Source organism: Alistipes sp. AF48-12 (assembly GCF_003477565.1).
Classification (GTDB): domain Bacteria; phylum Bacteroidota; class Bacteroidia; order Bacteroidales; family Rikenellaceae; genus Alistipes_A; species Alistipes_A hominis.
Window position 1 is genome coordinate 16,487 of the sequence record NZ_QUDJ01000012.1, and the last position, 20,851, is coordinate 37,337.

A 20,851-nucleotide genomic window follows, 5' to 3' on the forward strand; every position below is an offset into this window, starting at 1 on the left:
GTTGCGGGCTATGATTGCTGAAATTTATACTTTAATCCATACTCTTCCAACTTGCTATACAGCGTTGTACGTCCGATTCCGAGCAATTCGGCGGCAACCTTGCGGTTTCCGTTTGCCTGCTTCAACGCGCGTAAGATGCGTTCCTTGTCCTCCGCATCGTTTCGCAAGGCGAAGCTGACAGGTGAGGTCGGTTTCGTTACGGCAAGTTCCAGATGCTCTTTCATGACAACTCCCGTCTGTGCCTGCAACACCGCGCCCATTATCTTCTGCCGAAGCTCACGGACATTACCCGGCCACGGATGGGTCAGCAATGTCTTACGGGCTTCCGCATCGAACCCAGTCACGCTACATTCCAATTCATTGTTGGCAATCTCACGGAAGAACTCCGCCAACGGCATGATGTCCTCCTGACAGTCACGCAAGGGCGGAACAGTTATCTCGAAGTCGTGCAAACGGTACAGCAAATCCTGTCGGAAACGTTTTTCAATGACCGCTTTCTCCAGATCCTCGTTGGTGGCGGTGATGATGCGGACATTGAAGCTCTTGTCCGTCTTGTCACCTATAGGGCGGTATCTCCGTTCCTGTATGGCACGGAGTAACATCTGCTGGGTTTCCAATGCGAGATTGCCTACCTCATCCAAGAACAATGTGCCACCCTCTGCCTCATTGAAGTATCCTTTCTTTGTGCTGTCCGCACCCGTAAACGCGCCTTTGACATGTCCGAAGAATGCCGAGGGCGCAAGGTCTTTGGAGAGTGAACCGCAGTCCACAGGCACAAACGGTTTCCCTGCCCTTTTGCTCTTATCATGCAGATGGTGGGCGATATGCTCCTTGCCCGTGCCGTTCTCTCCGAATATCAGCACGCTCATATCAGTAGGGGCAACTAATCTTATCTGTTGCATGATTTTCTGAAAGGCGGAACTGTCACGGGCAAAAACGGGCATACGATTTCGTCCGATACTCCGTTCTTTCAGGATGGTATGAAGCAGAGGCATAAGTTTATCCTCACAAGCTGCTTGGGGATATAGTCCAGCGAGCCGAGTTTCATACTTTCGACTGCCGTATGCACTTCGGCATAGTTGGTCATGATGATTAACGGTTGTGTCATGCCTTCCTTGCGCATCCATCGTAATAGGTCGATGCCGTCACCGTCGGGTAGTCGTAGGTCAGAAACCACGATGTCCCCGTCTGAGGCTTGTTGCAGAAGTTTCTTCGCGGTCGAGAGGTGGTAAGCCTGCACGGTACGGAATCCTTCCCGTGCCAGCAGGTTGCAGACAAACTCGCAATACACGATATTGTCCTCCACCACGATGATTCTTGTTTTATCCATTTTCGTATTTTTCCTTTCTTCTTTTGCCTGCCGGATAATTTCAGCACCTTTATCCAGCACAGCCGGTCACCGCTTTGCATATCGCTTCGTCATCTGGAGTGGCACTTCCATGAAGTTGGGCGTAAAGTTCCCTCAATGGCTGGTCGGCACGGAGAATCTGCCATGAACTTCGCAGATGGTGTGTAAGTGTGTCCAGTTCTTGGAGGTCTTTACGCTGTTCTGCATCCTTGACCGCCTGCATTTCCTTTTCGGTTTCCGCTATCAGTTTGTCCAGCATGACGGATTCATTGCCATAAGATAGCAGAGTGGAAAAATCCGGCTTTTCATCCAATATGCTGCTTAATGCGCATTTATCCGTAATCTCCATCAGTTCGGATATGGAGAACGGCTTGAACAGGCATCCGGCAAATCCACGCCCTATAAGTTCCTCCTTGCTGCAACTGCCCGAAGCGGTTGTCACGACTATGGGAATACTCTTCGAGTTGCCTACATTGGATGAGCGCAACAGTTCCAGCAGTTCAAAACCGCTTATCTCAGGCATATTCAGATCCGTCAGAAGCAGGCTGTATTCCTTTTTTCGTATCAGCTCCATCAGTACCGAAACATTGGTACAGGTATCGCAGTGCATCCCTTCATGGGCATACATTTCTTTCAACATAAGGAGAAGTACCTCGTCATTGTCGATGGCAATCACATCATGGCAGATATGATTATGGCGCATTTGCGCTTGAATTGTCTGTTCCGGCAGTTCCTCGGCTGTCTGCATGGGAATTTCCACCGTGAAGCGGCTCCCTTTGCCTTTCTCGCTTTCCAAGCGTATAGTTCCACCGAGCATCGCCACAATACGCTGCACGATGGACAATCCTAATCCGAAGCCGTCTTTTGCGGCGGCATTTGAAAGACGTTCAAATGCACCGAATACTCGTTGTTGCTCATCTTCGGTCATGCCCGTACCGGTATCTTCAACGATAAGTTTCAGCAAACCGTTATCATAATCCGCTGCCAATGATACACTACCGTTATCCGTGAACTTGATGGCGTTTGACAACAAGTTGTTGCCGATTTGCAGGATACGTTCCTTGTCGGTCAAAACCACCGCATCGGTGTGGCTCTCCACTATCAAAGTCAGCCCCTTGTTCATGGCAATGGGCATGAACTCCGTTTCAAGAATATGCGTGATTGCGGAAATCCTGCAAGGGGAAAGGTTGGGTTGCTCCTTGCCGTTGTCCAGACGGAAGAAATCCAGCAGCGTGTTGAGCATCTCCCGCATACGCTCGGAAGATTGCCGGATATTATCCACATACATGGTGCTTTTATCCGCGCTACAACTTTTCTGCATCAGTCCGGCATAGCCTCATTTTGTCAATCGTATTTTTTCGTGGTAGAAGTAGTTTACGATGACAGGTTTGCCTTTTTCCGAGCGTCCGTATGGCAGATCGTTTATACGATACGGGAAGCCCTGCTCCTTGGCGTAATTTGAAATGTCCTGCTCCAATGCCTGCCAGTATTCAAGCCTTTTTTTATTGTAAATTTCCTCGTAAAGCGGTATGAGGTCAGGATACTTCTCACGGATATACGTCATTATCCCGCCTTTGAACTGCCCGCGTAAATTCAGGTTTTCAAGCCAGATTAAATCAGCATAATCTTTTACCTCCTCTATTATTGCCTTTACGTCTGTTATTCTGGGGAATATGGGCGAGACGAAGCATACGGTGCGGATACCTGCCTCGTATGTCTGACGCATCGCTTTCAGACGGCGTTCAATGCTTACGGCGTTGTCCATATCTGCGCAGAACTGCTCGTCGAGCGTATTGACAGACCATGACACAGTCACTTTGGGAAAACTCTTCAACAGGTCGAGATCGCGAAGGACAAGATCGGACTTTGTGCATATCATAATCTCGGCATCGCTTCCTCGCAGCTCTTCGAGCAGCCTTCGGGTACGGTGGAATTCTTCTTCATACGGATTGTAACCGTCCGTCACAGACCCTATTACAACACGTTCACCGTCGTATTTATGAGGATTCGTTATCGGCTTCCAGTTTTTTACATCTAAAAACGTACCCCACGGCTCGGTGTGCCCGGTGAACCGTTTCATGAACGATGCGTAGCAATACCTGCAGGCGTGGGGACACCCTACATAAGGGTTGACCGAATATCCTCCCACCGGCAGAGAGGATTTGGTCATTACACTCTTTACATCTATTTCCTTTATTGTATCCATATTCATTGTATTCGTCTGGTAAATTGTTCCGGCAATTCCTGAATCATTCTTTCGTCGCCCATAATCGGCAGCAAATCCTCTTTCATGAACACCGGTATGCCATGAGCCTTTGCCTGTTCTGCAATGCTAAGCACCCATTCGGGGCGCGAATATGACTTTCCTTTTCGGTTTCCGGTCTCTGTGCCTATGACAATCCAGTCAATTCCCTCGAAATCAATCTCGCCGATATCATCGAAGAGAGGTTCAAACGTGACATGGTAGTGTCGTGCTTTGATATTCTTTTTCAAATCATCAATCCTCCTTTTCTCGGAACTGCGCGTAACGGTCACGCCCATCCATACGTTCTCGTCGTCAGAGGAGAAACTGATTTTGTCAGGGCGCTTCGTCAGAAAGATATAGGCGTGCTGGGGATTGCTGCTGATCCGCTCGAAAATTTCTGCGTTCCATTCAGGCTTCCAATCGGAGAAATCGCTCATTCCTGTCATGAGCCACACATGAGGACGGGACGTATCGATGATGCGCAGTTTTCGTTCCATGTATTCAGGCACGGAAAAGTCGTCGGTAATGTGGAAACGGCGGCAGTTGTTACGGGCATAGCAGTAAGGGCATCCTATAGTGCACCCTACCACTATGTTCATGTTTTTTATCAGGGATTTAATGCAGACACTCATAACACAACTGTTTCTCCGTCCTCCGGGATAATCAGCCGGCTCATGTCGGCTTCGTGATGCGTTGCCTCATTGCGCAGAATTGCACGGGTGGTCTGGCAATGGTCGATGGCATCCATGTGTACGGCTATCAGCTTGATATGCGAAGGCAATTCGTCAAGTATCTGCATCACTTCGTTCTCGTCGGGGATGATAGGACCGTCCGTTTTGGAAAATTCGGGAAAGATTGCACCTCCGGAGTTTACCACGATATAGTCAGGATTGAACCGTTCCACGGTGTCTCGGATACATGCTTCCCATCGGCAGTCACCCATTATATAAACGGTCGGGAAGCCCTCGGCTTTTAGCACATAACCTGATACAGGTCCCATCATCTGCCCGATCTGCCCGAAACCATGATGTCCGGTCGTGCGGTAAATGGATATGCCGTCTATTGTTTTTATTTCTTCGATGGGTATCACATTTGTAAATCCGTCGTTTCTGATGGCGTCCGCGTCCTGGGGCTGAACGTAGAAAGGAATTTCTTTGGGCAAATGTGTGGGGACACTCGGCTCGTAATGGTCGATGTGATTGTGGGTCAGGAGCACCATGTCCACGCCTCCGATAATATCCTGAATAGGATGGTGAGGTGTACCCTCGGTGTTTTATTCACACCGAGGGCCGATATCAAAGTGCCTTTGTCGGCTAAAACGGGGTCAATTAGCATGGTGTGTCCCGCATACCTGATTTTCAAGGTGGCATTGCGCACCAATTGTACTGTAGATGTCTTTTTCATGACTATATGTCTTGTTATTGATTACGGGTGCAAAGTTCGGAAGAATCCGGCGAAACATCTATGCCTGAAAAAACGGTAATTATGCCATTTTGATAAATGAAATTATTATCTTTGCAAAAACGACAAGGATATGGACGAGATAATCAACCCTGATCGACTGGTCAGCGTACCGTTCAACAAGACACGCTGCGGCGTGGATTTTTACATCAATACTGCCATAAACAAGGACATCGGACTTGTGCTGACAGAAAACAAGCGGTTTAAGACAGACTTCTTCAGCTTCTACTTTTTCCGTAAGGCAAACGGATATTTGCTACTGAACTTCCGCAAGATTGAACTGCGCGACGGCATGGTTCTCCTGCTTTCACCCCATCAGCAACAAGAGTGGCATGTAGATGAGACGGCGTTGGATTACACGTTCCTTATATTCCGCGAAGATTTCATGCGTACTTTTATCGCCGACAAGTTCTTCGTTTTTCGCCTTTTGTATTGTTACCAGACAGATACGCCGCCTTACATCAATGCCACACATGACGAAATGAAGGAATATATGCGGCTGCTCGGAAAGATTAAGTATGAGCTGATGAATCCAGTGTCCGATACGTACAATATCATTGTTTCCTTACTATATTATCTTTTGCTGATTATCAATCGTACATACGCTGCCGCCTATTGCTTGCCCGCTGAAATTGCTAAAAACAATTTCGCTTTTCGGTTCAAGGACTTGTTGGAACAGAATATCCGCACCCACCAGCGGGTGCAGGAATATGCAGACATGCTTCATGTCAGTCGCATCACACTCAATAACTCAGTAAAAGCCCAATTCGGAGTATCAGCTACCCATTTGATAAAACAACGTCTGCTTGAGGAACTGAAGAACGAATTGCTATTCTCCAACCGCACTGTCAGTGAAATGGCGGATGATTTCAATTTCTCTGATCCGAGCCATCTCATGCGCTTCTTCAAACAGCAAACAGGCAAAACATTTACTCAGTACATGACGGATTACAATAAAGGCATATACGAATAACTTCTTAATATAGTCGATAGCGGCTATCGAAATATGGTTGTTGATGTTCAGGCGTTTTTGTACTGCATGAACCATTTTACGATTTCTGGATCTTCGTGCGAGCCGAGTAAGAAAGGCTTGTCGGTATCCAGCGTCTTTATCCGTGCCATGTCGTCGGCCGACAGGGTGAAGTCTAATATGTCGAGATTCTGCTTCATGCGTTCCGGTTTCACAGACTTAGGAATAATTATGCACACTGATATTTATCGCGCCCGGACAGGTGTTCGGTGCGGAAGATGACGGCATGCAGTTCCAACCAGATGGCTACCTGCTTATGTTCCATCCCGACCTGCTGCGGAATACACCTCTCGGGCGGATAATGCGTGAATATTCGTTCTTTTCCTACGAGACAAACGAGGCATTGCACCTTAGTGTGGAAGAACGGCAAATCATCATGGATTGCTTCCACAAGATTCAATATGAATTGAACCATCCGATACACCGTCACAGCAAGAACCTCATCACAGACAGCATCAAGACGTTCCTTGATTACTGCACACGTTTCTATGACCGTCAGTTCATCACACGCGACAACCAAAACCGAGACATCCTCGCAAGATTTGAGCGGTTGCTTGACGAATACTTCCATGATGGGGCTGCTAAACGGATAGGCTTGCCCACTGTACAGTATTGTGCAGACAAGCTCTGCCTCTCGCCCAACTATTTCAGTGATTTATTGAAAAAAGAAACAGGTTCAACCGCCCTGCATTTCATTCATGACAAGTCTATTGAAATAGCCAAGACGGAACTTGCATCTACAGACGACACCGTTAATGAAATCGCCTATAATCTCGGTTTTCAGTACCCGCAACATTTTACCCGACTGTTCAAGAAAGAGGTAGGTTACACTCCGAATGAATATAGAGCGCAAGTGTCGTGAGAATTGGATTAGTACAGAATATTAGAACCCAACACCTCTCTTGCGCTTAACTTTCTTCCTTCTGCGAAGTATATCCACCATTTCCTGATTGGCTTCCGCATCAGCAGCGTTATAAGATGAGCCACTGCTTTTTAGCAATCCCCAAGAGCCGTTGAACAACTCGCTTTGTGCCGTGCCGGACGGTGCGCTTGGTGTAGCCGTTTCATATATTCCGGCTGTTATTCCCATACGTTCCCTGCATCTGTTGTGCTGCAAAGCCGCGTCAATCTTGGAATAACTGAAACGCCTGTCCACTTTGGAGCCGTTGAAATGGTAGCCATTCATGGAGAATACAACACCCTGCACCTCGCTGGTCTGCCCCTTATGCTTGAAATGTACTTCCACTCCCTGCCGTTTCAGGTTGGCGATAAGCACGTTCCAGTTGCCGCATCTGCCGACTTCCATTTTGATGATGTCGTAAAGCGCATATTTCGTCCTGTCTGGCTCTTTCAGGCGGTTGCGTTTGACATTGTCCTTTCCGCCAGCCATATGCAAGCCGTATTTCAAGGTCAATTCCTTGCAGATGCGGGTACTGCGCAGACGCTCGTGCCTGTCCGATATGGTATTGCCGTTGTTGTCTATGCGGTTGAAAGCAATATGCACGTGCGGATGCTCCTTGTCGAAATGCTGGGCGATGAAGAACTGCGTATTCTTGATTCCCATCCGTTCCATATATTCAAGCGCGATGCCTGCCATGATACGGTTCGTCAGCCGTAACTCATCCTCTTTGGAAAAACTCAACGCGATATGTCCGACAGGTTTTGTCACCTTATCGTTCATCCGTGACTGGGCATTGAAACTCATGGCGATAGTTTCCAGATTTTCCATAAACAAGCCTTCGCTTGCTACTATCTGCGTATCCTTCTTCTTGTCGATGATGTAATCCACCGCACCCTTGAAGTCGCTTCCTTTTACGATTTTCGCCATCATATCCCTATCTTGGTTATAAGTTCATGAATCCTTGCCACTGCCACCTTGCAGTCCCACCGTTCATCGTGGAAGCCTCCGGCGTTTGCCTTACGCGCAAGCTGGTTGAGATTGTTAGCCATGCCGCAGAGTTGGCGGATGTATCCGGCATGTTCCTCCGACAGCCGTTCTTTCACATGACCGTTACGGAAACATTCCCTCATGTACTCGCTTGGTGATACGCCCGCCTCATGCGATCGTGTCAGCAGGCGGAAGTAGTCGGCTGCCGTCATTTTCACTGCGATACGGTATTTCAGTTTCTCGGTTGCTTCCTTCTTGGGGCGACCTCCCTTGTTGCGTTCCTTGTGTTCCTTTGTCTGTTCCATATTTTATTCCTTTTAATTCGGTTACTGATTCAACTGTATAGACCGACGGGATGCCACCTCCTGCAATTTGGATGGTGGGTGGCAAGCGGTTTCGGTACACCCGAAACACAAACTTGCTACCTCCCAATCCTTAAGGAATGAGTTTCGGGCATCTCCCGTTTTTCTCATTCGGGATGTCATAATCCCAACCCTTTCTTCTTGGGTTTTACGATAGTTCTTGGCGGTGGACTAACGGCTAATTTCTGCCGGATTCCACGCAGGTAATCGTTCAGGTCTTTATGCCCTTTGTAGTTGTCGGAGAAGTCGCGGATGCGTCCGGCGAACTTCCTTTCCAATTCCCGATACGCCTTTCTTCCCGCCTCGTCATTGTCGAGCATGCAGTGGATACGTCCATACCCGTGCAGCACATCTATAGCTTTGGAAACATTGGCGGTCGAATTGAGGATGACGTAATCCTGCCTGTCAAGGTCGGGCAAGTTCGAGCAGTTCCTCTTCCGCAACGTGAGGAATGAAAGATAGTCCATCATGCCCTCGAATACAAGGCATTTCTCTCTCGCTTCTCCCTGTTGCCGAATATGGCTGATGTCTTTGGGTGCGACACAGCCTTTGAAAAAACGGTTACGCACTTCAAATCCTCCCGCCACATTCGGAAAACCGATGGCGAAATAGGGCTTGCCGTTATGGGTGAAGTGGAGCTCTTTACATTGCGCCTTTGCCAAAGCGATGTTTATGCCCCGTTCCTGCAAGTATCGGAGCAATGCCGGATGGGTGAGTTCGCCCACCTCCAAATGTTGGAAACTCGGTTCGGATGCCTGCTGGCGAAAAGAGAAAGATATGGGACGGATGTGTGGTGCCTGTTCCGCTATCTTGCCAAGCAGATAAGGCACATGGTCGGATGCGTACAGTACCCCTGCAAGTGCGATGATGTTACCACCTCTTCCCAGTCCATAATCGAACCACAGGTTGCGGTCGGTGTTCACCTTGAACGAGGCTTCCGTTTCCTGACGGAACGGGGATTTATACCACAGGCAGTTTCCCTGTTGCTTTACGGGCGAATAACCCAAACTTTGCAGATAGTCCGCAATTTTGATTTGTTTTGCTTCTTGGATGTTCATGATATAATTTCTATGGATTTGATGATGACTGTAAAAACGTTGATTTGATGAATGAGATATGTATTGTCCTATACGTTAATGCTTTATATTCTCAACATCTTCTCAACAAACCACTCACAAATAGAGAATCCAACAAACTGATGCTGTTTCCCTCTCAACTTTTCTTTTCGATTGTTGAGAATTTGTTGAGAGTGTATGCTGTTTATTATCAGTATGGTTATATCATTATTCATCAATTCAACAAAAAAAGAATAGTATTACAGGGATTCAAGTTGTTCCCTTGTGACGGTGTAGAAACGACCGACTCTTTTTATCGGCTCATATCGGCACTCCCGATTGTAATTGAATTGGTAAGTGGTATATGTAAGCCCGTTAGAGGCAGGAGTAAGTTTCCAACATTCCTGCAATACCTTTCTGACTTGGTGCTTCTCCACCTTTACCTGCGAATGTACCAGCAAAAGAAGAATGTCGTTGTGGCAGAACGAGAATGTGTCCGTGCCGACACTTTCCATAATGTCAAGGATAAGTTCGCACATCTCTATCTCCAATCGGTTGCGGTTGCTGCGGATAATCTTCTGCAAGGCTTCGGTATGCAGCAAAGAGGGCGCAAACCACATACGGCTTTCCTTTTCGGTGGAAAGTTGTCTGTATTGCAGGTAATACAGAAAGGCAGGTATCTCAGCTTTCAGCTTTTGCAGGAAGTCTGTGTCATCGGATTGCAGACGGTCTATCTTGCGCACCCAATAGCGTGTTTCACCTGCATCAATGATAACAGGCAGATACTCGTTGTTGGAGCATAGCACGAACTTGGCAAAGAACGCTATCTCGTCACGGTCTTTGCCTTTGGCTTCCACCTTGTAGGAAAGTGTGGTGCTGAGGTTCTTCAACCGCTCGCTGTCCTCCCTGCGGTTGAGCAATACCTCGTCCACCACGATGAGCAGTTTTCCTGCCCAGTCGGAATTGAACTGGCTGCGGAAGTCCTCGTTGGTATTGAAAGTGACATTGTTTTGAAACACAGCTTTCAGGAAGTTCAGGAATGTACTCTTGCCCGTGTTGCGTTCTTCTGATACCAACAGCAGGATAGGCAGTTTCTGCACGGGTTGCAGGTAGAGCAATTGAAGATAGTCCATGCCCAATTCATACTGTTCACCGAAGATATGGCGCACCAATGACCGGATACAGGGAAACTCGCCTTGTTGCGGACGGTGTCCTATCGGCTCGTAGAGGTTCAGGAACTTGTCCACCACGGGACGGTAGTCCACATGGTCGGGGACGGTGCAGAAGCCGTCGTACTTCGGCACGGTGGCGAGATAGTCCTTGCCGTAGTCCTGCCGCAGTGTTTCGTTGTTCCACACGATGCGCTTCTTCACATAGCCTCCGTTCAGACGGGGCTGGTTCACTAACTTGTAGAGGGTAGTACCCACACGGATAAACTCCTCATTTTCAAAGTTGCCTTGTTTCATTAGCACTTCATTTTTTTGTTTAATCAGTGCAAAACTCGGCAATTAGCGCAGAACGGATTAACAACTCACGCATACCTCACGTAAGATTTTCTTGGATTTGGCTTTATGACATACAACAAAAGCCCGAAGAAATGCCATTCTAATGGATTTTTCTTCGGGTTTGTCGTAATCGTACGTATGAATGGCAATACACCTATTCACATACTCGTATAAATACATTGTTGGCAATGGGAATACGCATAGGTCTCACTACTTCATGTCGTCATATCATTAGAACTTATGCCTGATAATTAGACATATCCCAACCATTTATACCCAGCGAAAAGAAGATATTTGTTTTCTCTTTTCGCAAGTACAGCCTTTTAAATATGGCATTGCGCACCTGTTCCGCACCGAAGCTGTCAATGCGGAAAGCAAGTGCGACTATCATCGGAAAGCTGAACACATCGGCATGATACCCGTTCTCCTGCCGAACATACTTCTGTACCTCGTATTCTTTTAATGCTCCACTGTTATAGATGTTTCTGATGGCAGAACGAAGTGTCGGAGCAATTACTCCGAACAGTTCCACCAATTCCGGCTCGCTCATCCAAATGTTTGAGACATTCTCCGGCATGATGATATTGCCGGATTCATTCACTGTTATGCTGTTTCTTCTCATACTCATGACATCGTTATTCCGTTAAACGTCTTACTCAGTTTGTCGCCGAACATGGTCAGGTCGTTGTCGAGCTTCTGCGTGGTTATCTTTGCGTAGAGTTGGGTCGTGACTATATTCGTATGTCCCAACACACGGCTTACGCTTTCAATGGGCATCCCCTTGCTCAAAGCTAATGTTGCGAAGCCATGACGACTGCAATGAAATGATATTGACTTGGTTATGCCACATTCCCTTATCATCCGTTTCAACGGTTTGCAGATAGACCAATAGTTCAAGCCGGGGAATATACGATTGTCTTTCTGCATCGGTCGGTAGCGTTCGACTATCTGCAAGGGTATATCCAGCAGCTTCACTTGGAAGGCGACTTTTGTCTTGTGGCGTTTGGACAATATCCACTTCTCGCCGTTCACCTCCACGATGTTGTCATTCGTCAGTTCCTGAATGTCCACGAATGACAAGGCGGTGAAACTGGCAAAGATGAAAATGTCACGGATGTATGCGAGCTTGCTGTCTGCAAACTCATGTGTCATGACCGCTTTCAGTTCATCCTCCGTCAGATATTCCCGTTCTTTCACATTGGGGCTGATATGAAACTGGATGAAAGGATTGCGCGGTATCAACCCGTTATAATGCGCTTTCATGACCACGCCTTTCAGCCACATACAGTTTGCCCATATCGAACCGTTCCGCAATCCGGCTTCAGTCGAGAGGTATGCGGCGAACTCCTTGATGAAATCGGGAGTAAGTTCCAACATGGACATATCGCTGCGTCTGTAAAACGACTTGATAAAGGCGGCTACATGGTTTCTTGCCCGTACACGTGCCCGATAGGTAGCCATTACCCTGTCTTTGCCTACCCGTTTCTTGAACACTTCGTTCTCACGGTCGAATGCTTTTAGCAGCGTCTCATACTCGCTGCCGATTCCCTGATAGGCGTTGCGCACCATCTCAGCCGTAACAAATGCCTCGCGGTCTGAAATGCGCTGGTAATGTTTGATGATTTGCGCCTTGATGTTGTCAAGGGCAAGGTTGATGTCTCGTGCCTCGCGGCTCTTGCCTTTCGCCTTGTTTCCTTTCACGTCCCAAAGCGTTTTCGGGATGTTCTGCTTACAACTGAACTGCGCCACAGTCCCGTTGATTGTCACTCGTCCCATGATGGGGACAATACCGTTTTTCTCCTTGCTGCCGTTCACGTAGAACAGAACCTTGAATGTGCTTCTTGCCATACTCGTTTTTTGTTTGCAAAGTTATTACTCAACGAGTTAGACCTTGATATGCCAACCTGTGCCACAAGCTGCCAAATACAACACGGTGTGTTAAAAATCACCATTCGGCGGGTAATGATTTGGAGACCGTTCTTCTTCATAAATCCGCTTTCCTTTACGTTACCTCGATTTTTCGCCTGTCCTCATTTGTCTTCGCAAACGCCTTATTGACAGGCATTACGAAGACATTTGTCCCTTTTTATTCGTCTTTTCCAGAGATTTATTGTAACTTTGTAGCGGTGAACAACGACAATCGGGCATGGGTTTGAAAAACAAAATACGGTTGGGCTTCCTTTCGTTGGCCCTGCTGCTTTTCTTTTCGGGAATCATTTCCTACTTCGAGCTCAGCAGGCTGAGCCATTCGACGCACAGCATGCTGGGAGCCAGCTTCCGCAACATGGAACTGTCGAAAACGATGCTGGACGCCGTGCAGGATCAGAACACCGCACTGCTGCAGATGATCGTCTCGGGCAGCCGCAACAGCGACTCGATGCTGATCGTCGGCCGGCAAAAATTCGACTCGTCGATGCGCGAAGCCAACGTGCTGATCCGCGACCTACAGGGGTTCGACTCGATCTACGCCGCCAACGTCGCCTACAACCGGATCGTCGACGCCTACCTCAGCGACAGTCTGCACAAAAACAGCGTCGGCTGGTACGTCAACATCTACGAAACGTCGTATGCCGACCTGACCACGTCGATCAAAAATTTCATGGTCTCCTCGCAGCGCATCATGGACGTCAAAGCCCAGCGGCTCGAAGACAACGCCTACCGCGCTACGATGCCGGGCTTCATCGCGCTGCTGATCGGCATTCTGATCGTCGTGGTATTTTTCTATTTCATCAACCTGTACTACATCTCCCCGGTGCTGAAAATCACCGACGCGCTGAAAAATTACCTGAATTCGAAAATCCCGTTCAAGGTGAACGTCGAGGGCCGGGATGAAATGTTCCGGCTGAAGGAATCCATCGAAAAACTGATCGATCAGCAAAAAAGCAAACGAAACGAATAGTCGGACATGCGGTTGAACATCGTACTCAGATACATCGGTCTCATCTTGCTGCTGAACGCGGCGTTCCTGCTGCTGTCGGCTTGCGTTTCGCTGCTGAACGGCATGGATACCGCTTTCTACCCGCTGTTGCAGAGTTTCCTGCTGACGGCGATCCTCGGAGCCTTTCCGCTGATCTTCGTGCAAGGCGGCGAACAGATATCGAGCTCCGAAGGCTATGGCGTGGTGGTCGGGGCGTGGCTGATGTCGTGCCTGATGTGTATGCTGCCCTACATGCTCTGGGGCGGCGAATTCACGCTGGCCGACGCATGGTTCGAAAGCGTTTCGGGCTTCACGACGACCGGGTCTACGTCGCTGAGCAACGTCGAAGCGCTACCCAAAGGACTGCTGTTCTGGAGGGCGTCGACACACTGGTTGGGAGGCGTCGGGGTCGTGATGTTCGTTCTGGTCGTGCTGCCGTCGATGGGCTCGACCAAGATGCGACTTTCGAGCGTCGAACTGTCGTCGATGGCCAAGGACAATTTCCGGTACCGCACCCAGAAAACGCTGCAAATCCTGATCGTCGTTTACGTCGGATTGACGCTGATCCAGACCGTGCTGCTGAAGATCGTCGGGATGGGCTGGTTCGACGCGGTCTGCAACTCGTTCTCGACCATCGCTACCGGCGGGTTCTGCACCCGCAATTCGAGCATCGCGTCGTTCAACAACGCCGGGGTCGAATTCATCGTGATGTTCTTCATGCTGGTCTCCGGACTGCATTTCGGCCTGATATACGGCACGCTGACCGGCAAGAACAACAACATCTTCAAATCGGAAATCAGCAAATACTACATTTTTTCGACACTCGCGGGAGGCGTCGTCATTGCGATCAGCCTGTGGCTGACGGACATCTATCCGAATATATGGATTTCACTAAGATACAGCCTATTCCAGATTATATCGGTCGCCTCGACCACCGGTTTCGCCACGGCCGACTCGTCGGTATGGACGCCGCTTGCCATCGTCGTGCTGATGCTGTTCACGATCCAGTGCGCCTGCGCCGGGTCGACCGCAGGCGGCATCAAATGCGACCGTATTCTACTGTCGTTCAAAGCGATGAAAGCCGCCATCATTCAGCGGCAACATCCGAACGCCATCATCCGGGTGAAACTCAATGGAGTGATCCAGGAGAACAATACGGTCAACATGGCGATGCTTTTTATCGTGCTGTACCTGATGCTGCTGGGGATCGGAACGGTCGTGGTAGCCGCTTTCGGCATCGATCTTGAAACCAGCTTCAGCATGACGGTAGCCAGCATGGCGAATGCAGGAGCCGGGTTCGGGCAGGTCGGTTCGATGGGCAACTACCACGAGATGCCGGGGATGGTGAAATTCATCGCTACGATCATGATGCTGCTGGGACGGTTCGAAATTTTCGGATTCATCCAGCTTTTCTTTTTGAACAAGTGGAAATGACGCCGGGCCGTATGTCCGTGTCGTTAAAAAATATATTTTTGCAGTTAGATTGATATTGCCATGTACAGACTGAGTCAGCTATTTGTTACGTTGTTTGCGGTTGCCCTCTCGACCGGACTGCAAGGACAGCAGGTCACGGCGCGCGTAGCGGGACTGGAAAGCAATGCGAAATACATGTCCCTGCTCGAACAGGAACAGCGTCTGCACCGAACCGAAGATTCGGTCGTGCAGGTCATCAACGACACGCGCAAACTTTTTACCGCCGAAACCACCGATTCGGAAAAAGAACAGCTCGGAACCAAAATCCTGCAACTCGAAAAAGAACTCTTCGAAATCCGGAACCAGCAGGGGGTCACGGCCAATGAAATCGGAGCGATCGAGCAGGACTTCATCCTAAAGAATCTGAACGGTACGGCCGAAAATCCGGCGGCAGCCGGCACTCCGGCTCCGGCGGGCGGAAAACAAACTCCGAATCTGGTCTACAACGTCTACTTCAAAGAAAACCTGTCGGAGCAGGATTACAAAGCGCTGCGGCACGCGCAGGAACTCGAACCGCTGCCGCTGAAACTGCTGGGAACCTATCTGGAAAACTATCGGAAAGCAGACTCGCTGGCAACCCTGTACGACACGACCGCCAACAAAACGCTGGCCGAAGAGACCTATGCGCAACTGGAATCGATCGGATCGCTGAACCGGGCGCTCAGCGACTCGCTGTCGCATGTCTGGAATTACATTTACGACAACAAGACCTACGCTTACAACTACCTGCTCGACAAGATGGGCAAGAACGAGATGCTGGACAAATTCGGCACGCAATTCCGCAACAACCGCCAGCAAATCGCCGCGATGCAGGACAGCGTAGCCTCGGAAACCGTTTACGGCTACCCGCTGAACAAACGGCTGCTGCTCGGCTACGAGGAGGCCCTGGCCGGAATCCTCGGATACACGGCGGCCCGGGACTCGGTGAACAAACAGGCCGAAATTTTCGGCAAACTGCACTACGACCTGCCGAAAATAGCTCCTAAAGAGCGTATTTTCATCGAATACGCCGATATCGAACGGGCCAGCCCGTCGAAATACAACGCCTCGAACCCGATCCCGGAAATGGAAGTATACCGACAGGGAACCGTATACCGCATCCAACTGGGCGCTTTCACCCAGAAGCAAGCGGTTTCGCTCTTCAAGGGAGTCTATCCGCTGTGTTACGAGAAGAGCGAAGACGGGAAATTCCGCTACTTCGCCGGGGCGTTCCGCGATGCGGCCGCCGCCGACGCCGGACTGGCCAAGCTGAAAAGCATGGGATTCCGCAAACCGGAAATCGTCGTATGGCGTGACGGCCGCTTCGAAATTCCCGGTGAAACGGGCGGCGAAGGAACGGCCGGCGAGCTTTCCACCCTGTACCGCGTAGAGATCGCCGGGCAGGGCGAAACCATTAGCGAGGCGATCAAAGAAGTGACCGACAGCCAGGCGGCCGGCAAGGAACTCTCGCGCGCCACGAACGACGACGGATCTTACCTCTATTCGATCGGGAATTTCGACAGCAAGGAAGCCGCCGATTCGCTGTGCCGGGCTATCAATGCAGTCTCGCAGGGTAGCGCGACCGTATTGACCCTCGACTATTAGCGACCGGTTCCGCGCCCCCTAAAAACGATGCCTTCCCCGGTAAAAAACGGAAGGCATTTGTTTTTCACCTTATTTTCGACCGGTTCTTTTGCAGGTTTCCAAAAAATCCGTACCTTGGAAAAGAATTTCCCGCCCGGGATAAAATCTGATAAAAACAGGCTTATGTGGTTAATCGTCGCGCTGATCGTCGTGGGCGTACTGTTGCTGGTAGCGGAACTGGTACTGCTGCCGGGAATCAGTGTCGCCGGGATCGGAGCATTCGTCGCATTTCTGGCGGCCGCATTTTACGGTTTCATGCAATACGGCGTAATGGGCGGCGCACTGATCCTCGCAACGATCGTGATCCTCTGCGTCATCGCGGTAGTCGTTTCGCTCAGAGCCAATACATGGCGCCGTTTCTCGCTGAAAGCGACCGTGGACAGCACGTCTACCCCTACCCCCGAACAGCAGGACATCCATGTCGGACAACGGGGCGAAACGCTGACCCGACTCGCTCCGATGGGTAAAGTGCAGCTCGGCGAAGTGACCATCGAAGCAAAATCCGTGGACGCCTACATCGACCCGCACCAGGCGATCGAAGTGATCGGCTACGACAATACCGCCGTCATCGTAAGGCGGGTCGATTCCGCGGCCGGATACCGGGGAACATTTTCCGAACCGCTCGATTAAAAACACAAAAACACTAAAAATATGACTATGGAAGGATTTGGTATTTGGGTGATTGCGTTCGTCGCGCTCGTTCTGTTATGGTTCATTTTATACTTTATTCCGATCGGGCTATGGTTTTCGGCCCTCGTATCGGGAGTACGCATCAGTCTGCTGCAACTGGTGCTGATGCGGTTCCGCAAGGTGCCGCCCTCGGTCATCGTCAACCAGATGATCGCCGGAACCAAAGCGGGTCTGCATCTGACCTCCAACGACCTGGAAGCGCACTTCCTGGCGGGCGGCAACGTGCCCAACGTCGTGACGGCTCTGATCTCGGCGCAAAAAGCCAACATTACGCTCGACTTCCGGATGGCGGCGGCCATCGACCTGGCCGGCCGTAACGTGGCGGAAGCCGTACAGATGTCGGTCAACCCGAAAGTGATCAACACCCCTCCGGTAGCGGCCGTAGCCAAAGACGGCATCCAACTGATCGCCAAAGCCCGCGTAACGGTACGGGCGAATATCAAACAACTGGTCGGAGGCGCCGGCGAGGACACCGTGCTGGCCCGCGTGGGCGAAGGGATCGTATCGTCGATCGGTTCGTCGACGTCGCACAAGACCGTGCTTGAGAATCCGGATTTCATCTCGCGGGTAGTACTCGAAAAGGGACTGGATGCGGGAACCGCCTTCGAAATCCTGTCGATCGACATCGCCGATATCGACGTGGGCAAGAACATCGGCGCTTTCTTGCAGATGGACCAGGCCAATGCCGACAAGAACATCGCGCAGGCCAAAGCCGAAGAGAAACGGGCGATGGCCGTAGCGCTGGAACAAGAGATGAAAGCCAAAGCGCAGGAAGCGCGGGCCAAAGTCATCCTGGCCGAGGCTGAAATCCCGATGGCGATCGCGGAAGCCTTCCGCAACGGCAATCTCGGCGTGATGGATTACTACAAAATCCAGAACATCCAGGCCGACACCCACATGCGCGAAGGGATCGTGAAGCCGGATAAAAAATAACATCCGGCCGTACACCGGTATGAAAACTCCGCGAAGAGGATCTCTTCGCGGAGTTTTTCGTTATCCCCGCCTCTATTTGTTTTTTCAGGCGGAAATCCCTAACATTGCAACGTCCGAATCGTTTCCGGATCTGAAACCAGAATACGAAAAACATGAATCCATCCGAAAAATACTGGCTGACACGCCTGGAAAGTTGTGCGAAAGCGCTGACTAAAAACGGATTCTCGGCAATCGTCGTAGACCGGATCGAAGATGCGGCAAACGCGGCGGCGGAGATCATCGAAAAGCTGGCTCCCCGCACGATAGGTTATGCCGATTCGCGGACCATGCACCGCAGCGGAATCCTGAACGTCATCCGGCAGGACGACCGGCGCACGCTGATCGACGGATTCGACCCGTCGAAAGAACGCGCCGAAAATCTCCTGACCAGACGGCAGGCCCTGCTGTCCGATCTGTTTTTGACCGGAGCGAATGCCGTGACAGAAAAGGGGGAATTGGTATGGCTGGATATGATCGGCAACCGCATCGCGGCGGTCGCATTCGGGCCGGAACACGTCCTGTTGTTCATCGGGCGGAACAAGTTGACTCCCGACCTCGAATCGGCCCGCCAGCGGATCAAGACCCTCGCCGCCCCGATGAACGCCCTCGCTCATGCGACATTCAAAACGCCCTGCCGGACGACCGCCCGGTGTCACGACTGCAACAGTCCCGACCGGATTTGCAACGGCTGGTTGATCCTCGAAAAGTGTTTTCCGAAAGAGCGGATCGCCGTCATCCTGATCAACGAGGATCTGGGTTATTAGACTACATCTCCTCACGGGCATAATCCACGGCCCTGTTCAACAGAGCGATGAAAGGCATCGTCGCGCGGAGCTCGCGGGCAACGCTTTCGACCAGATCCGCCTGCAACATAAAACGGTCGTCGACGAACTTTTCCAAATAGACGTCCTCAGTTTCAGGTATTCGACATACGGACTGTCGGACGGAAAACCAGCCGGCGCCCGTTTCAGCCGGTTCTCCGCGTTCAACGAAAAACCGGACGCTCCCCGGACAGCGGCGGCGAAACGTTCCCCGTTATCGAGGATCTCGTCCCGGACGCTTTTCAACACGTTCGGTTCCGGCATATACAATCCGGCCGAAAGCAGGTGACCGCCGATCAGTCCGTCCCCCTGCGGCTCCACATGGAAATAATAACCGGCATACCCCGACTTTTTCCCGCGAGGACAAAAATAAGCCCCGAAATGGGTTTTGTAGGGTTCTTTGTTCGGACTGAACCGCGTATCCCGGTAAATCCGATAAGTGCAGTCCTTCACCGCAAGCCCAGCGACCGAAGGATCGAAAGCGGCGATCGCGTCGATCAGCCGGGCGACCAAACCGTCGAACCGGGCCTTTACGTCGCGGTACCAAAGCTTGTTCGCTTCGAACCATTCCCGGTTGTTATGGCGCCTCAACTGTTCCAGAAACCGTATGATATCTTCCATGCCTATCCGAATTGAGTAAGGATACAAAGATAACGAAATATCCGGACGGTCGCGGAACTACACATAAATATCCGGCTCCTTCCGCACGGAATAAGCTTTCACGAATTTCCGGCGGACGATTTTATACAGCAATCCCCCGAAACGACGGGCGCGGGCCGGACATACGACGATGCAGCGGCCGCAGGCGATACACTTCTGCGGATCCGTTTGCCGGGGACGGCCGGCAGGAATGGCCTGTACGGGGCATCGTTCGACGCATACGCCGCACCCCGTGCACTTGCGGCCGCCCGTCGGTCGCAACGGCACTTTCCCCGGCGTTTTATAAGGACGGCCGCCCGGAGGCACGACTTCCTGCAAAGAGGCGGAATCGGCCGCAGAATCGATTTTCCGACGGAACTGCCGAACGAATGCGGCAATTCGCCGTATGTCTTCCTCATCCGGACGATTCGTTCCGACCTGCGGAAATATGGAGTGTTGCGCGACGAACGCGGCGGCGGCGGCGACCCTGAATCCGTTTTCTCCGACAACATCGGTCAGTTCGAGCAACGCATCGTCGTAATCCCGGTTGCCGTAAACGCATACGACGACGGCAGGCGTCCCGTTTCCCCGGAACTTGCGGAGCGCCGGCAGCGCGGATGCGGGAATGCGTCCGGAATAGACGGGCATACCCACTACCAGCAGGTCGCCGTCGCCCATCGTTACTTCCGCCCCGGACGCGCTCCGGGTAATGTCGTACTCCGTCTTCCGTCCTTCGATTTGCGCGGCGATCTGTCTCATGACCTTCCGGGTCGTATAAGTCGCGCTGAAATATACCAGGTGAATATTTTCCGTCCTCACATT

Annotated in this window: 19 protein-coding genes and 3 pseudogenes; 8 read left to right on the forward strand and 14 right to left on the reverse strand. The window is 50.8% G+C overall.

The window, feature by feature from the left end; translation table 11 throughout:
* Positions 1-8 precede the first annotated feature (8 nt).
* The 5 genes and pseudogenes from DW082_RS08705 to DW082_RS08725 all read right to left on the reverse strand — a co-directional run bounded on the left by DW082_RS08705 (position 9) and on the right by DW082_RS08725 (position 4,997).
* Positions 9-1,330, reverse strand: a pseudogene (locus DW082_RS08705) (sigma-54-dependent transcriptional regulator).
* A pseudogene (locus DW082_RS08710) lies at positions 1,323-2,684 on the reverse strand (hybrid sensor histidine kinase/response regulator); the annotation flags it as partial. The pseudogenes DW082_RS08710 and DW082_RS08705, both read right to left, overlap by 8 nt.
* Positions 2,685-3,560, reverse strand: coding sequence for a radical SAM mobile pair protein B (locus tag DW082_RS08715; protein WP_004329298.1), 876 nt, complete (start codon positions 3,558-3,560; stop codon positions 2,685-2,687). It abuts the pseudogene before it with no gap.
* The gene (locus tag DW082_RS08720; RefSeq protein ID WP_004329299.1) at positions 3,557-4,225 is read right to left on the reverse strand and encodes a radical SAM mobile pair protein A; all 669 of its coding nucleotides are present in this window, start codon (positions 4,223-4,225) and stop codon (positions 3,557-3,559) included. The genes DW082_RS08715 and DW082_RS08720 overlap by 4 nt, the downstream gene beginning before the upstream one ends.
* Positions 4,222-4,997, reverse strand: a pseudogene (locus DW082_RS08725) (MBL fold metallo-hydrolase). The gene DW082_RS08720 and the pseudogene DW082_RS08725 overlap by 4 nt, the downstream one beginning before the upstream one ends.
* A 130-nt stretch (positions 4,998-5,127) precedes the next feature.
* On the opposite strand from DW082_RS08725, the gene DW082_RS08730 reads away from it, so the two are divergent.
* Positions 5,128-6,027 (forward strand): AraC family transcriptional regulator, encoded by a 900-nt coding sequence (locus DW082_RS08730; RefSeq protein ID WP_004329302.1) that lies wholly within the window; start codon positions 5,128-5,130, stop codon positions 6,025-6,027.
* Between the two features lie 47 nt (positions 6,028-6,074).
* Here DW082_RS08730 and DW082_RS14525 read toward each other — a convergent pair whose 3' ends face one another.
* Positions 6,075-6,224 (reverse strand): hypothetical protein, encoded by a 150-nt coding sequence (locus tag DW082_RS14525; protein WP_004329303.1) that lies wholly within the window; start codon positions 6,222-6,224, stop codon positions 6,075-6,077.
* A gap of 62 nt (positions 6,225-6,286) precedes the next feature.
* Between DW082_RS14525 and DW082_RS08735 the strand changes: the two genes are divergently transcribed.
* Complete coding sequence (locus DW082_RS08735; protein WP_004329304.1) at positions 6,287-6,946, forward strand: AraC family transcriptional regulator; 660 nt, start codon at positions 6,287-6,289, stop codon at positions 6,944-6,946.
* Positions 6,947-6,967: 21 nt separating this feature from the next.
* Here the strand turns inward: DW082_RS08735 and DW082_RS08740 are convergent, their stop codons facing one another.
* The 6 genes from DW082_RS08740 to DW082_RS08765 all read right to left on the reverse strand — a co-directional run bounded on the left by DW082_RS08740 (position 6,968) and on the right by DW082_RS08765 (position 12,742).
* Positions 6,968-7,915, reverse strand: coding sequence for a relaxase/mobilization nuclease domain-containing protein (locus DW082_RS08740; protein ID WP_004329305.1), 948 nt, complete (start codon positions 7,913-7,915; stop codon positions 6,968-6,970).
* Positions 7,912-8,277: a MobC family plasmid mobilization relaxosome protein gene (locus DW082_RS08745; protein WP_004329306.1), complete on the reverse strand. Its 366-nt coding sequence runs from the start codon at positions 8,275-8,277 to the stop codon at positions 7,912-7,914. Before DW082_RS08745 ends, DW082_RS08740 begins: the two co-directional genes overlap by 4 nt.
* Before the next feature lie 176 nt (positions 8,278-8,453).
* Positions 8,454-9,392: a toprim domain-containing protein gene (locus DW082_RS08750; RefSeq protein WP_005775883.1), complete on the reverse strand. Its 939-nt coding sequence runs from the start codon at positions 9,390-9,392 to the stop codon at positions 8,454-8,456.
* A gap of 257 nt (positions 9,393-9,649) precedes the next feature.
* On the reverse strand, positions 9,650-10,855 hold the full coding sequence (locus tag DW082_RS08755; RefSeq protein WP_004328112.1) for a primase-helicase family protein: 1,206 nt from the start codon (positions 10,853-10,855) through the stop codon (positions 9,650-9,652).
* 277 nt (positions 10,856-11,132) lie between these two features.
* The gene (locus DW082_RS08760) at positions 11,133-11,522 is read right to left on the reverse strand and encodes a hypothetical protein (RefSeq protein ID WP_004328110.1); all 390 of its coding nucleotides are present in this window, start codon (positions 11,520-11,522) and stop codon (positions 11,133-11,135) included.
* A complete protein-coding gene (locus DW082_RS08765; RefSeq protein WP_005775881.1) occupies positions 11,519-12,742 on the reverse strand; it encodes a site-specific integrase in 1,224 nt (407 codons plus the stop codon). The genes DW082_RS08760 and DW082_RS08765 overlap by 4 nt, the downstream gene beginning before the upstream one ends.
* Positions 12,743-13,040: 298 nt before the next feature.
* Here DW082_RS08765 and DW082_RS08770 point away from each other — a divergent pair, with 298 nt between their 5' ends.
* The 6 genes from DW082_RS08770 (at position 13,041) to DW082_RS08795 (ending at position 19,333) form a co-directional block, all read left to right on the forward strand.
* Positions 13,041-13,793 carry a hypothetical protein gene (locus DW082_RS08770; protein WP_055205118.1) on the forward strand — a complete coding sequence of 251 codons (753 nt, stop codon included), beginning with the start codon at positions 13,041-13,043 and terminating at the stop codon, positions 13,791-13,793.
* A gap of 6 nt (positions 13,794-13,799) precedes the next feature.
* The gene (locus tag DW082_RS08775; RefSeq protein WP_180951588.1) at positions 13,800-15,245 is read left to right on the forward strand and encodes a TrkH family potassium uptake protein; all 1,446 of its coding nucleotides are present in this window, start codon (positions 13,800-13,802) and stop codon (positions 15,243-15,245) included.
* A gap of 60 nt (positions 15,246-15,305) precedes the next feature.
* Positions 15,306-16,868, forward strand: coding sequence for an SPOR domain-containing protein (locus tag DW082_RS08780; protein ID WP_118458246.1), 1,563 nt, complete (start codon positions 15,306-15,308; stop codon positions 16,866-16,868).
* A gap of 162 nt (positions 16,869-17,030) precedes the next feature.
* Positions 17,031-17,537: an NfeD family protein gene (locus DW082_RS08785; protein ID WP_055205169.1), complete on the forward strand. Its 507-nt coding sequence runs from the start codon at positions 17,031-17,033 to the stop codon at positions 17,535-17,537.
* Between the two features lie 27 nt (positions 17,538-17,564).
* Entirely contained in the window at positions 17,565-18,530 is a 966-nt protein-coding gene (floA, locus tag DW082_RS08790; protein WP_101574024.1) for a flotillin-like protein FloA, read from the forward strand.
* 152 nt (positions 18,531-18,682) lie between these two features.
* Positions 18,683-19,333, forward strand: a complete 651-nt coding sequence (locus DW082_RS08795) for a lactate utilization protein (RefSeq protein WP_055205115.1) — start codon at positions 18,683-18,685, stop codon at positions 19,331-19,333.
* Positions 19,334-19,369: 36 nt separating this feature from the next.
* On the opposite strand, the gene DW082_RS08800 is transcribed toward DW082_RS08795, so the two are convergent.
* Both DW082_RS08800 and DW082_RS08805 read right to left on the reverse strand, forming a co-directional pair.
* Positions 19,370-20,011, reverse strand: coding sequence for a DUF2461 domain-containing protein (locus DW082_RS08800; protein WP_310648310.1), 642 nt, complete (start codon positions 20,009-20,011; stop codon positions 19,370-19,372).
* 57 nt (positions 20,012-20,068) lie between these two features.
* A complete protein-coding gene (locus tag DW082_RS08805; RefSeq protein ID WP_118458248.1) occupies positions 20,069-20,848 on the reverse strand; it encodes a 4Fe-4S binding protein in 780 nt (259 codons plus the stop codon).
* Positions 20,849-20,851: the final 3 nt, after the last annotated feature.